The sequence below is a fragment of the Paenibacillus sp. MAHUQ-45 genome, assembly GCF_058133325.1.
Genome location: NZ_JBYUPV010000018.1, coordinates 22,615 through 35,221, shown reverse-complemented (window position 1 = coordinate 35,221; position 12,607 = coordinate 22,615). Strand labels below are relative to the sequence as shown.

The window sequence follows — 12,607 nt, the reverse complement described above, 5'->3', positions numbered from 1 at the left end:
CAATTTGCACATACGGAGGGGTTCTATATGTGAAGCATGTCGTGACTAAATTGTAGTCCGGACTGAATGCGAAACAGCTGAAAATTCTTTGACAGTGAGTTCTTGGTATGGGAATATAAGTTTGTTACATTCCAATATCTTGAAGGGATTGTTGAGAGTGCTAATAGGACTTGAGGACTTCTCTATTAACCAAGTATTTATAGATAGCTTGACGAATGATTCACTCTCAGGGCTGCAAGTCATACCGAAAAGCGATTTGCACAACCACGCTGGACGTGGAGGGTCGATTCGATATATTAGTGAGTGGGCCAACGTCAATATTCAACCGCCGATTGAGCCATTTCAATCGTTACATGGAATGCAGAGCTGGTTTGTTGAAAATGTGAAACGCCATTGCCCTGGTATCCAAGGTTATTTGAAACGCCTCGAAGCTTCCTTTGTACAGGCAGCCGAGGATCATATCGAAAAATTGGCGTTAAGCTTTGGGATTGACGAGATTGATTCCTTGGGAGGGATGGAGCCATTTGTACAGATCATGGATGATTTTCATCGCCGGTTTGCTCCTAAAACGAGGTTTCTCCCGGAGCTGGCTTTGGATCGTGGCTGTAAGATAGATGAAGTGTATGAACGACTAGATGCTATATTCGCTTGCCGTTGGTTTCGGTCGATAGATATTTGCGGTGATGAATTTGCTCAGACCATTACCTGCTTCAAGTCCATCTACAGGGCGGCAAATGTTGCGGGATTGGTTCTTAAAGCGCATGTGGGAGAGTTCGGGACCGCTGATGATGTTTTGGAGGCGGCCGAGGAGTTGGAGCTTCAGGAGGTCCATCATGGGATTGCGGCAGCCCGCTCGCCTCAGATCATGAGGTGGCTATCCGATCATCATATTCAATTGAATGTCTGTCCAACAAGCAATATTATGCTAGGTGTTGTGGAGAATTACGGCAGCCACCCCATTCGTAAGCTTTGTGATTATGGAGTTCCGGTGACCCTTAATACCGATGATTTGTTGATTTTTAATCAAAGCGTATCACAGGAGTATATGAACCTGTACAAATCGGGATTAATGACACCGGGGGAGCTAAACGAAATTCGTCTGACAGGCCTGAGAGAGTAACTGCTGGTTAAGAGAAGATGACTACACTCGCAGAAACTCACGTGCCGTTTTTTTCGGACAGTCGTTGGATTCCCCTCGGCTTCATATGAAGTATCAGATAAGCGATCTTAACTGGGTCGCTTTTTTATTACGCTTTTCCAACTTGGTTCCGCTGATTTTTATGAGAAGTCATACCATCATTGTTCTGTGTTTATCAAAGGGAGTTCTAATTATTGCGTGCATTGTAACTGCTCCTACCTGTAATTGTTTGATTTAATTTGTTTTTCGATTAAGTGTCTCTATTCTGTATAATACAGGAGGAAAATTGGGGAATATGGAGAATATTGAAATAATATAGTATGGTTCCAACGTATTGAAGTAGCAGATGGAGGGGTACTGTGAAAGGAAAACGTATCAATGTAGGATATGCAGAGGAGCATTGGAATGTAGCGGGTACTAGAATTATTAAATATTCTATTGAAATGTTCGACGAAGGGTTAAAAGAACACAAGATTATATCCGCTCCTGATCTGGCCATTCTTCAGAATAAAGTAGATCTGCAGATTGAAAAGTGGAATGAAAAGTGGGAGAAAATCGATTTAAGACAACGGATATTAGAAGAAAAGGAAGCAAGTATTGACGAGGCGGCTAAAAGGACAGAGGAAGCAGTTGAAGCAATTAGAGCTATTGATAGTCTTCTGATACACACATTGACTATTGATGATGCTATTAATTGGAATTCTCTAAAAAGATACGATAAATATGCTGAAGAATATCCATCTCAACCATCTCCAAAGATGAAGAAGGAATACTTGCAAGAACCCATAAAAGAGACACCTATTTTTACTCTATTAGAGAAAATACTTAAATCAAAAAAAGAACAAAAAATAAAAGATTATGACAACAAGCACGTTATGGCACTAGCTCATTGGGAGAGACAAAAGTCAGAGACGGATAACTATAATAATTTATTGGATCAAGAGTACGAATTGGAAACTCAACAATGGCAGGAGAAGGCCAAAGAATGGGAAGGTAGGAAAGAAGTATTTGAGAGGGAACAAGAAGTTTTCAACAATAAAATAGAAGAGATGAAGAGTTCCTACTTTGAGCAAAACGAAGCCTCAATTATTGAATATTGTGAAATGGTGCTTGAAAACTCCCAATATCCAGAGACTTTTCCGAAGAGCTATGAGTTGGAGTACAATCCTGAGAATAAAATTCTTATTGTTGAATATCAATTGCCTTCGGTCGATTGTTTCCCTTTGTTGAAAGAAGTTAAATATATTGCAACGAGGAAAGAACTTAAAGAAGCTTATCATTCAGAAAACCAGATTCAGAAGATGTTTGATGAGTCAATGTATAAAATAAGTTTACGAACTTTGCATGAACTGTTCGAAGCGGATAAGGCGGAAGCGATTGACGCAATTTCATTCAACGGGTGGGTCACAGCCATTAATAAAGCTACTGGAAAAGAAGAAAACAATTGTATACTAACAATCCAAGTAAAAAAAGAAGAGTTTAGAGTTATTGATTTGGCAAACGTTGATCCGAAAATGTGTTTTAGGAGCTTAAAAGGTGTTGCTGGTAGTAAACTTAGTGCACTTAGCCCCGTCAACCCAATACTCCAAATCAGTAAAACGGATAAGCGATTTGTTGAGAGTTACAATGTAGCAAATCATTTGGATGAAACAACGAATTTGGCTGCAATGGATTGGGAAGATTTTGAACATCTAATCAGGGAATTGTTTGAAAAGGAGTTCCAAACTAATGGCGGTGAGGTTAAAGTTACGCAAGCAAGCAGAGATGGTGGAGTTGATGCGGTTGCGTTTGATCCTGACCCGATTAGAGGCGGGAAAATCGTAATTCAAGCAAAAAGATATACAAATACAGTGGGACTTTCTGCGGTTCGTGATTTATATGGAACTGTAGTTAATGAAGGTGCGACAAAAGGAATTCTTGTTTCTACTGCTGATTACGGCCCAGATGCATATGAATTTGCCAAAGGAAAGCCACTTACATTATTAAATGGTTCAAATTTATTACACCTCCTAGAGAAGCATGGGCATCGAGCAAGGATCGATCTTCGGGAAGCCAAACGGATATTGGCAGATAAGTAAAAAGGGCATAGAACCTTTTATCATTAGGAAGCTTATAATTAAATGGGCATGTTACTCTTTCGAAATTCTGTGACGGGAAGTTCCTAGGTGACATAAAAATTGCCACTACACTCGCAGAAACTTATGTGCCGTTATTTTCGGGCAGGGGTTGAACTCTCTCAGCTCCATATAAAGTGCCAGTAAAAGACACCTCAAAGGGTGTCTTTTTCGTTCTTTAATTTTATAAATGCCTCTACAGAATCAGCCATAAACACAAAAAGCTCCGTTCCTACTGGAACGGAGCTTTCCTCGAGTTCTTTTAGAAACACGTAAACGATTGGATCAAATTCAAATCAAATCCGGTGTACACCCAGAACCTTCCGTTCCACTGAAATCCTGCAACCGAGGTGCGTCCTACGAAAACGGGGAAAAACCAGAATTGGTTTCTATTCACAAGCCAAATGTACGTATTCCGAAATAAACAACCAGCAATCGCTCCGGGGTCGACAGCAAAGGGGGTAATTGCAGGTTGCTGAGGGATGAATCCCGGGGGAGGGGAGCTGGGTCCCGCGGACCCCGGCTGCCCCGGCTGTCCTGGGAATCCTGGTTGCCCTGCGAATCCTGGCTGTCCAGGCTGCCCTGGAAATCCTGGGGTACTTGGCGGTGTTAAAAATGACATGATCTCGTCACTCCTTAATGGATGGGCTAACACATTGTATGTAGGAGCGGAGATAAGTGAATGGGCGCACGCCATATTTCTTTATGCATTCTGCAGAGGATAGAACGTTTAGCATAAATTTATAGCATTTGAAGGTGTGTGATATAGCGTCATTGCTGTCAAAAGCTCATCCTACCAGGACTAGTCCTAGCCTAAAGTCTAGGCACAAACACCCCCTAAGACGGTTATGTTAGGTTAATGAGACGGCTATAATTAATTTATTGCGAAGAACGTGACTAATGAAGCAAAGGAGTGTTTGAATATGAACGCAACAGAAGCGACTGCAAAGGAGCCAACAGGTAAGGTGAATTGGGTGCTTTTTAACCCGAAAACTTATGCAACAATCCTCTATTTTTTAATATCTCTTCCGTTAGGGATTATCTATCTTACAGTAGCGATAACGGGAGTTGTACTATCCATCGGTTTAACTCCATTATTTATCGGGATCCCGTTGTTTTTTGGAGTAGCTAAGTTGTTAGATGGGATTGTAAAATTTGAACAAAGTATGATTAGACAAATTTTAGGCTTGCCGATTCAGCCTGTTTCGTATAATAACAACCAACAGTCTGACGCTGGACAGAACTGGTTGAAGCGAATGGTAAAAGGGTTTGACGGCGGGTTATTCATTCGAAATTTGCTGCTCGTATTCCTAAGATTTGTTACAGGCATTGTATTCTTTGTGATTATGGTAACGGTGATTTCATTAGGACTAGGCTTTATTGCTCTTCCAGCCGTGCATATTATTTTGATGAATGAAATGCAACTGGATATTTTAGAGCATGGCTTGTTTAATTACTTCCACATAGATTGGACCTACAATCAGCAATATCTGTTGTACGTAGGTGTTGGTCTTGTACTTTTTTGGATTGCGCTTCGCATCGTGAATGGCCTCATGCAAATTCAGCGCAGAATCATGTATGTGGATGAGGCATACCAGCAGCCATCAGTCCAAGTAGAAGCGCCAATGTATGATTCCGTTCAGTCGCAATATTATGATTACCAAGGACCAGTCCACTCAAGGGTTGATGCAGCCAGCCTATAGAGAGCTTTAGAATATGGAGTTTTTATAGATATTAGGAAAACCCCTATGTTTCCAACTGTCAGTACAATAGACCTAACCTTACGATCCCCGCAATGGGGGTCTTTTTTTTGGAAGGAGGGGATGCGCTGTTTTGGAACTGTAGGAGCGAAGCGCCTGCTACTGCAAAATGCTTTTAGAATACGTGTATTACAGCTTGTTGGTTAGATTCTTGTCCGGCTGGATATTATGTTCAATGGAAAGCTTCTTATGTGGCGTTTTTTATTTTTTGACAAACTAACCGGCAGTTTATTTACTAAATTAAGCGATCTTTTTAATTGTTATGTTACTTAATATATGTTAGCCTTAAATTAAGTAACATTATCGGAGGGGTTTTTAGTGCAATTTGTTAATCCGATTCGGGACGTGAAAACCATACAAGCGATGAAAGAGGAGCTCCGAAAACACTCTGTAAGGGATCTGTTGCTCTTCGTATTGGGAATTAACACCGGGATTAGTCTTCTTGATTTGCTTAATCTTACTGTACAGGACGTTTGGGATGGCCAGAATGCTAAACAGTTTCTTTACATTAAGGATGAGAAGACAGGAGAAGAAAAGGCTTATTACTTAAACAGCAAGGTCGGGGAGATACTAAGCGAGTATTTATCTAACGTCGATTGCAAATCAGAGGATTATTTGTTCAAATCCAAAAAGGATTGTCGTCCGATTACCCGTCAACAGGCGTATCGAATTATTAACCACTCAGCAAAGGAGGTAGGAATATCTGAGAAGATTGGGACCCATACACTGAGAAAGACGTTTGGTTACCATGCATATTATAGAGGAGTTGCCATCTCCATCTTAAAGTCGATTTTGCATCACCATTCTACGGCAGAGACGCTAAAGTATCTGGGAATCGACAGGGCTGAGAAGCGGCCCATTAAAGTGGATGTTAATTTATAAATGCTCTGTGTTTTGAAAAAATAAAAAATCTCCGTATGGAACATACGGAGAGGGTAGTTGTTTATTCGCTTTTATTTAACATCGTCCAGACCCAATGCTGTATTGATATCTACGTTAGTTAGTTCAGTTACAATCCCGTCAGTTACGAGAACATGCAAAGTTGAAGCATCCTTCATAAAACGGAAAATTCCGTTATCGAAATCTGTATCAATTTCTTTGAAGAAAAGGCCTTCATATTCAGTTTCTTTATCGTGACTGAAGGTTAGCTGGTATTGCTCCCCATCTTTAATCAAATAAGCACGAATGCCCTTTTGATAATTGCCTTCTTCATCCCGAATATAACGGGCAACGGAAACGATATGCAGATCGACAAAGGGAATCTCGCGTACCAAAGAATTAATGATTGATCCCTTCGTGATTTGTTCCCATCGGCTGCTTGCTGTCTGGCCAAGAATGATCTGTGTAATGTTGTTATCTCTAGCTACTTCTGCAATGACTTTATAGACAGGGCGGCTTTCGTTATCCTTCATGATAAATTGGGCCGTTGTATGAGCGTGGGCATATTCTTTCCATTGTTCGATATAGAGTAATTTCTCGGCATCCAGTTCGTCGAATGGCTTCGGGTCAATCGTCAAAATGTACAGCGGAGCTTTCATGATATTAGCGATTGCACAGCCACGTTTGATTAGTCTTTCGCTATTGGGACCATAATAAACGCAAACAAGAATACTCTCATTAAATACGTTAATCATTTTAAGTATTTCACCTCAATGCTAGTAGTAGGACTCGTTTAAACTATGTAAGACTATAGTTGAAGTTAACAAAAGAGTCAATATGTAGATACGGAAGCAGAAGTCATGAATAAGGAGGAGTACGCTTGACTATGTTCTATACCTATATTTTTCTCCCGTTGATCAGTGCAATACTTGTTCCCTTCCTTTATAAGTATTTCAATCGCCTAGTACATACGGGATGGTTCGTTTTACTTGTACCTTTATCTATTTTTATCTATTTAGTACAGTATATACCTGGCGTTGCGGCTGGTGACACCTATAAGTACACATTATCCTGGATTCCGTCCCTTGATGTGAATATGATCTCCTATGTGGATGGGCTCAGTCTGTTATTTGGTCTGCTCATCAGCGGTGTGGGTAGCTTGGTCATTATTTATTCTATATTTTATATGTCTAAGGTTCGAGAGGCTCTCCATAACTTCTATATTTATTTGCTCATGTTCATGGGCGCAATGCTGGGGGTCGTATTCTCAGATAACCTCCTAGTCCTGTACGGATTCTGGGAGTTAACCAGCGTGTCTTCCTTCTTATTAATCTCCTATTGGTACGAGCGCAAGAGCTCCCGCCAAGGTGCCTTAAAGGCGTTATTGATTACTGTTCTTGGCGGATTCGGCATGTTAGCCGGGTTCATTATGCTGATCATGATGGCGGATACTTACAGCATTCGAGAAATGATTGCGAACCTGGAAGTCATACAAAGCCATGTCTTGTTTATTCCTGCAATGCTATGTATTTTGCTCGGGGCATTTACGAAATCCGCGCAATTTCCGTTCGGGATTTGGTTACCAGATGCGATGGAGGCTCCAACTCCGGTGAGCAGTTATCTCCACTCGGCTACGATGGTCAAGGCTGGCATTTATTTAGTGGCTCGTATGACTCCGATCTTCGGAGGGAGCTCCGTGTGGTTCTGGCTTGTGGCTGGAATTGGTCTCATTACCCTGCTTTATGGTTCTTTGACAGCGCTGAGGCAGACCGATCTAAAGGCGATGTTAGCATATTCTACAATCAGTCAATTGGGATTGATTATGTGTCTGCTTGGAGTCGGCTCTTTAGCTGTCTATTTCGGACCTGGTGAGAGTGGCACGATCTTTACGGTAGCTACATTTGCCGCCCTATTCCATCTGTTTAATCATTCGACCTTTAAAGGAAGTCTGTTTATGGTTGTCGGTATTATTGACCATGAGACAGGCCGGCGGGATATTCGCTATTTCGGCGGTTTGATGCAAGTTATGCCGATTACGTTCACGATCGCTTTGATTGGCGGTTTATCTATGGCGGGATTACCGCCGTTTAACGGTTTTTTGAGTAAGGAAATGTTCTTTGCAGCGGTGAATGAGGTATCCCAGGCCGGTATTTTCGGTTTAGGCAGCATTGGTCTCATATTCCCGATCATCGCCTGGATAGCCAGTATCTTTACCTTTGTTTACTGTATGATTTTTGTATTCAAGACCTTTGGAGGACAATATCGTCCTGAGAAATTGACACGAAAAGTGCATGAAGCGCCTTGGGGAATGCTGTTTTCACCCGCCGTTTTGGCATTACTCGTTATACTCATTTTCTTCTTCCCCAATGTATTGGGTAAGTATATTCTCACCCCGGCGTTAACCTCGATTTTGCCGATGATGCCTTTGTCTCCATACGACCTGAAAATCAGTGCTTGGCATGGGATTAATACGGAGCTCGTGATGACGTTCGGTGTCATTGTTGTCGGTCTCCTTCTCTTCAAAGCATCGAAGCGTTGGATACAGGTCATGCGAAATTACCCGCAGGGCTTAACATTGAATCATTGGTACAATAAGGGCTTGGCAGGTACAGAGAGGCTCTCGGCATCTCTAACGAATCGGTATATGACAGGCTCACTGAGACAGTATCTGATCTACATTTTTTCTTTCTTTGTCATTGTATTGATAAGTTCGCTTCTGCTGCTCCATGGTCTTCAGTTCGATTTCTCAAGTGATGCAGCTATCAGTATTTTTGATGTCGGACTTGTGCTGGGGATGATCATCTCCGCATGTACGGTGTTATTTGCCGGCAATCGAATCGTGGCTATTGTTGCACTTGGAGCGTTAGGCTATATGGTTTCGATGTTCTTTGTAATCTTTAGGGCGCCTGACTTGGCATTGACGCAAATGGTAGTGGAGACGGTGACAACGGTTCTGTTCCTACTGTGCTTCTATCATCTACCGAAGCTTACGAAAAGCATTCAGCGGATTCCGTTCAAACTGACGAATCTGGTCATCTCGATTGCGATGGGCTTAACGGTGACCGTGCTCGCATTGTCCGCGAATGGGCACAAGTTATTTGAACCAATTACATCCTTTTTTGAAAATGCCTTTGAGCTCGCGGGTGCCAAAAATATTGTCAACGCTATATTAGTGGACTTCCGCGGATTTGATACGATGCTGGAAATATCCGTGTTAACCATTGCCGGGCTAGGGGTCTATATCTTCGTTCACCAGCGTTCCAAAAGGAGGGAACAACATGAAACCGAATGATGTGATATTGAAAAGTGTCACCCGAGTTGCTGCCGTAATCATATTGACCTTTTCGATCTATTTGTTTATGAACGGTCACCATCATCCAGGAGGAGGATTCATTGGGGGACTGAGTATGGCATCATCGATTGTCCTGCTGTATCTCTCTTTTGGAGTCGAGAAGGTAAGGGAAAACATTCGGGTGGATTTCAAAAAGCTTTCTGCGGTGGGAGTATTGATTGCCGTTGCGACCGGAACAGTGAGCGTAGTTTTTGGTAAGCCTTTTTTAACCCAGACCTTCGGTCATTTTGATTTACCGATCTTTGGGGATACGGAGCTCGCATCTGCTTTGATTTTTGATACCGGAGTCGCTTTGGCTGTCATAGGCACCGCAGTCAATATTATTCTTAGCATAAGTGAGGATCGTTAATATGGAGACACTAATGGTCATACTGGTCGGTATTTTAATATCCATTGGAACCTATTTGATTCTATCTAAGCAATTGCTGCGGATTGTGCTTGGGTCATCCATTGTGGGCCATGCGGTTAATTTGTTGCTCATCACTTCTGGTGGGCTGAAGACGGGGAGTGCCCCTCTGCTGGGAGAGAAAGTCGCGAACTTTACGGATGCTATTCCTCAAGCATTAATTTTAACTGCGATTGTCATTAATTTTGCCGTGACAGCGCTAGTACTAGTGTTATGTTACCGGGCCTATCAAAGCTTCGGGACGGATGACATGGAGCAATTAAGGGGGAATGAGCATGAATAATTTGTTGATCACGCCGGTGATCATTCCTCTGTTAATGGGGATGGTCCTCATTATATTCCAGAAAAATATAAAGCTGCAGCGGATTCTTAGTCTGGCTGCCTTGTTAGCTACCAGTGTCATTGCTGTTCTATTGATGAATGGGATCAGAGAGGGCGGTATTCAAACCTTACAGTTGGGTGGCTGGGAAGCGCCTTACGGCATTAGTTTCGTGGGCGACATGTTCAGTGCTTTGCTGCTGTTGGCTACCTCGATTGTTGCGGTATGCTGCTTGATTTATTCTTTTTCATCGATTGGCCGAAAACAAGAAAAATTGTATTTTTATCCTCTATTTTTATTTTTGATTACAGGTGTCAATGGTTCGTTCTTAACAGGGGATTTATTTAACTTATATGTCTTCTTTGAATTGTTTCTGGTTGCTTCCTATGTACTGATCACAATGGGGGGAGGCAAGCGGCAGCTTGGCGAGTCACTCAAATATATTTTTACGAACATTATTGCATCTGCGTTCTTCTTGATCGGGGTTGCCTACTTATATTCTATTACGGGCACTTTGAACCTCGCCCATTTATCGATGCGGATTGCAGAGGTTGGTCAGGACGGATTAATTACTACCGTCGCCTTATTATTCCTGATTGTTTTCGCCATGAAAGCTGGACTATTACTCTTCTTCTGGCTACCTGGATCTTATAGCGTGCCGCCAACGGCAATCGCTGCTATTTTCGCTGCGTTACTCACTAAGGTAGGGATATACGCCATCTTCAGAATGTTCACGCTCATCTTTTATCATGAACCGCAGATAACCCATCTGTTTATCGGGATCTTAGCGGCTATTACGATGATATTAGGCGGAATCGGCGCTATAGGTTTTTGGGATTTGCGGAAAATATTAACCTACAATGTAGTCATCAGCGTCGGATTTATTATGGCTGGACTCGTCTCCTTTACATCTACCGGTATAACCGGTTCTATTTATTATTTGATTCACGACATGCTGATTAAAGGGCTTGTATTTATGATTGGGGGAACGATTGTTCATCTCACGGGGACAAGTGATTTGAAGAAAATTAGCGGATTGATTCGCCTGCACCCCCAGTTAGGCTGGATGTTCTTCATCGCGGCGTTGTCTATGGTTGGTATTCCTCCGCTTAGCGGATTTCTTGGCAAAGTGTTCACGACGCAAGGCGTCTTTGAAGCCGGCTATTACTGGCTGGGAGGAATCGGACTGCTGGCGAGCTTGTTCATTCTGTATTCGATGATCAAATTGTTTATGAATGCTTTCTGGGGTGAAACGATTCTAAGTATAGACGAAGAGAAAGGAACAACGAAAGGCTTGTTGCTTCCAATCGCTCTATTGACGCTGGCTAGTGTTGCTATGGGAATCGGCGCTGAGGCGATTACGGGTTATGTAGCCCAAGCTGCCGAGGAATTGCTCAATCCAAGTTTATATATTCAGGCTGTGTTTGATTAAAGGGGGGAAACAGTCATGCCCGTTCAGGTGCTACTCAACATATTCATTGCCTACTTGTGGATGTTTCTGCAAGAGGATATGAGCATATTAAACTTTATCAGCGGTTACTTCGTTGGTCTGTTTATTTTAATGTGCATCCGCCGTTTCTTTAAAAAGCCGTTTTATCTATTCACGTTAGCCGCAATTGGTAAGCTGTTCATTCTCTTTATCCATGAGCTGAATACTTCTGCGATGATGGTTATGAAGCATGTACTCCGTCCCAAAATCGATGTGAAACCAGGGATTTTCAAGGTGGAAACCGATTTGGAGGGGGATTTGGAAATTACGCTCCTATCCTTATTAATTTGCTTAACACCAGGCTCAGTCATCATGGAGGTAACCCCTGATTCCAAGGTGCTATACATCCACGGTCTGAACATGCCTGAATCCAGGGATTCTGTATTGAAATCAAAATCTGTGTTTGAAAAAGCGATAAAGGATGTGACGAGAAAATGATATTTGAGACGGTGTTGATCACTGCATTATGTCTATTAATGCTGGCTATACTGGCCAATTTGTATCGGATTGTAAAAGGGCCCTCCAGTGCAGACCGCGTGCAAGCTTTGGATTCCATTGGTATTAATCTGATTGCCAGTACCGCCGTGTTCTCTGTGCTGCTGCACACACATGCCTTTTTTGATCTTATCTTACTGATCGGGATCCTTTCGTTTATTGGAACAGTTGCCTTCGCCAGATTTATTGAAAGAGGTGTTGTCATTGAGCGTAAGCGGTGAAATCATCGGGGCCGTCCTCATTCTCATTGGAGCCATTTTCAGCTTAATCAGCGCGATCGGGAATGTGCGTTTGCCCGATGTGTACACAAGGTCTCATGCTGCCTCTAAAAGTTCTACACTTGGCGTACTGTGTGCGCTTGTTGGAACATTGCTGTACTTCTTAATTTCTGACGGTTTCTTCAGCATCCGCCTCATCTTGGGTATCTTCTTTGTATTTTTGACAGCTCCAGTGGCCGCCCATGTGATCTGCCGGGCCGCTTACCGTAGCCAGGTGCCGTTAGCCGAGCAGAGCGTCCAAGATGAATTGAAGGACTATTATAAGGAGAATGACATCGAAATCGCCCGGGTAGAAGATAAGGTTGAATTGGTTTATGATCAGGGGAAATAAAAAAGCGGTCCATCCTCCGTTGAGGGTGGGCTGCTTTTTACATTAC

The 12,607-nt window shown here is 42.5% G+C and carries 12 protein-coding genes and 1 pseudogene; 11 read left to right on the top strand and 2 right to left on the bottom strand.

The window, feature by feature from the left end:
* The first annotated feature begins 139 nt into the window (after positions 1-139).
* Together AC3Y23_RS26720 and AC3Y23_RS26715 are read left to right on the top strand one after the other, a co-directional pair.
* Positions 140-1,120 (top strand): amidohydrolase family protein, encoded by a 981-nt coding sequence (locus AC3Y23_RS26720; protein WP_379204898.1) that lies wholly within the window; start codon positions 140-142, stop codon positions 1,118-1,120.
* 377 nt (positions 1,121-1,497) lie between these two features.
* Positions 1,498-3,216: a restriction endonuclease gene (locus tag AC3Y23_RS26715; protein ID WP_379204896.1), complete on the top strand. Its 1,719-nt coding sequence runs from the start codon at positions 1,498-1,500 to the stop codon at positions 3,214-3,216.
* A gap of 298 nt (positions 3,217-3,514) precedes the next feature.
* On the opposite strand, the gene AC3Y23_RS26710 is transcribed toward AC3Y23_RS26715, so the two are convergent.
* Entirely contained in the window at positions 3,515-3,874 is a 360-nt protein-coding gene (locus AC3Y23_RS26710; protein WP_379204893.1) for a collagen-like triple helix repeat-containing protein, read from the bottom strand.
* A 301-nt stretch (positions 3,875-4,175) separates the two neighbouring features.
* Between AC3Y23_RS26710 and AC3Y23_RS26705 the strand changes: the two are divergent.
* Positions 4,176-4,965 (top strand): annotated as a pseudogene (locus AC3Y23_RS26705) (sensor domain-containing protein).
* A 365-nt stretch (positions 4,966-5,330) separates the two neighbouring features.
* Positions 5,331-5,894, top strand: coding sequence for a tyrosine-type recombinase/integrase (locus tag AC3Y23_RS26700; protein ID WP_379204891.1), 564 nt, complete (start codon positions 5,331-5,333; stop codon positions 5,892-5,894).
* A 71-nt stretch (positions 5,895-5,965) separates the two neighbouring features.
* Here AC3Y23_RS26700 and AC3Y23_RS26695 read toward each other — a convergent pair whose 3' ends face one another.
* Complete coding sequence (locus AC3Y23_RS26695) at positions 5,966-6,646, bottom strand: universal stress protein (RefSeq protein WP_379204889.1); 681 nt, start codon at positions 6,644-6,646, stop codon at positions 5,966-5,968.
* A gap of 131 nt (positions 6,647-6,777) precedes the next feature.
* Here AC3Y23_RS26695 and AC3Y23_RS26690 point away from each other — a divergent pair, with 131 nt between their 5' ends.
* From AC3Y23_RS26690 to AC3Y23_RS26660, 7 genes are read left to right on the top strand one after another with little or no spacing between them, the layout of a single operon-like run.
* Positions 6,778-9,183 (top strand): Na+/H+ antiporter subunit A, encoded by a 2,406-nt coding sequence (locus AC3Y23_RS26690; RefSeq protein WP_379204988.1) that lies wholly within the window; start codon positions 6,778-6,780, stop codon positions 9,181-9,183.
* Complete coding sequence (locus AC3Y23_RS26685) at positions 9,170-9,592, top strand: Na(+)/H(+) antiporter subunit B (RefSeq protein WP_066375562.1); 423 nt, start codon at positions 9,170-9,172, stop codon at positions 9,590-9,592. Before AC3Y23_RS26690 ends, AC3Y23_RS26685 begins: the two co-directional genes overlap by 14 nt.
* 1 nt (position 9,593) lies before the next feature.
* Complete coding sequence (locus tag AC3Y23_RS26680) at positions 9,594-9,932, top strand: Na(+)/H(+) antiporter subunit C (RefSeq protein WP_379204886.1); 339 nt, start codon at positions 9,594-9,596, stop codon at positions 9,930-9,932.
* Positions 9,925-11,400, top strand: a complete 1,476-nt coding sequence (locus tag AC3Y23_RS26675) for a Na+/H+ antiporter subunit D (protein WP_379204884.1) — start codon at positions 9,925-9,927, stop codon at positions 11,398-11,400. Before AC3Y23_RS26680 ends, AC3Y23_RS26675 begins: the two co-directional genes overlap by 8 nt.
* A 15-nt stretch (positions 11,401-11,415) precedes the next feature.
* The gene (locus AC3Y23_RS26670) at positions 11,416-11,895 is read left to right on the top strand and encodes a Na+/H+ antiporter subunit E (protein WP_066375557.1); all 480 of its coding nucleotides are present in this window, start codon (positions 11,416-11,418) and stop codon (positions 11,893-11,895) included.
* A complete protein-coding gene (locus AC3Y23_RS26665) occupies positions 11,892-12,173 on the top strand; it encodes a Na(+)/H(+) antiporter subunit F1 (protein ID WP_379204881.1) in 282 nt (93 codons plus the stop codon). Before AC3Y23_RS26670 ends, AC3Y23_RS26665 begins: the two co-directional genes overlap by 4 nt.
* A complete protein-coding gene (locus tag AC3Y23_RS26660; RefSeq protein ID WP_379204878.1) occupies positions 12,157-12,561 on the top strand; it encodes a Na+/H+ antiporter subunit G in 405 nt (134 codons plus the stop codon). Before AC3Y23_RS26665 ends, AC3Y23_RS26660 begins: the two co-directional genes overlap by 17 nt.
* The last annotated feature ends 46 nt before the right edge of the window (positions 12,562-12,607 follow it).

Excerpts from the sequence above, each read along its gene's own strand:
- AC3Y23_RS26665 (WP_379204881.1), top strand. The coding sequence starts at position 11,892 with ATGATATTTGAGACGGTGTTGATCACTGCATTATGTCTATTAATGCTG.
- AC3Y23_RS26710 (WP_379204893.1), bottom strand. The coding sequence starts at position 3,874 with ATGTCATTTTTAACACCGCCAAGTACCCCAGGATTTCCAGGGCAGCCT.
- AC3Y23_RS26685 (WP_066375562.1), top strand. The coding sequence starts at position 9,170 with ATGAAACCGAATGATGTGATATTGAAAAGTGTCACCCGAGTTGCTGCC.
- AC3Y23_RS26690 (WP_379204988.1), top strand. The coding sequence starts at position 6,778 with ATGTTCTATACCTATATTTTTCTCCCGTTGATCAGTGCAATACTTGTT.
- AC3Y23_RS26675 (WP_379204884.1), top strand. The coding sequence starts at position 9,925 with ATGAATAATTTGTTGATCACGCCGGTGATCATTCCTCTGTTAATGGGG.
- AC3Y23_RS26670 (WP_066375557.1), top strand. The coding sequence starts at position 11,416 with ATGCCCGTTCAGGTGCTACTCAACATATTCATTGCCTACTTGTGGATG.
- AC3Y23_RS26695 (WP_379204889.1), bottom strand. The coding sequence starts at position 6,646 with ATGATTAACGTATTTAATGAGAGTATTCTTGTTTGCGTTTATTATGGT.
- AC3Y23_RS26680 (WP_379204886.1), top strand. The coding sequence starts at position 9,594 with ATGGAGACACTAATGGTCATACTGGTCGGTATTTTAATATCCATTGGA.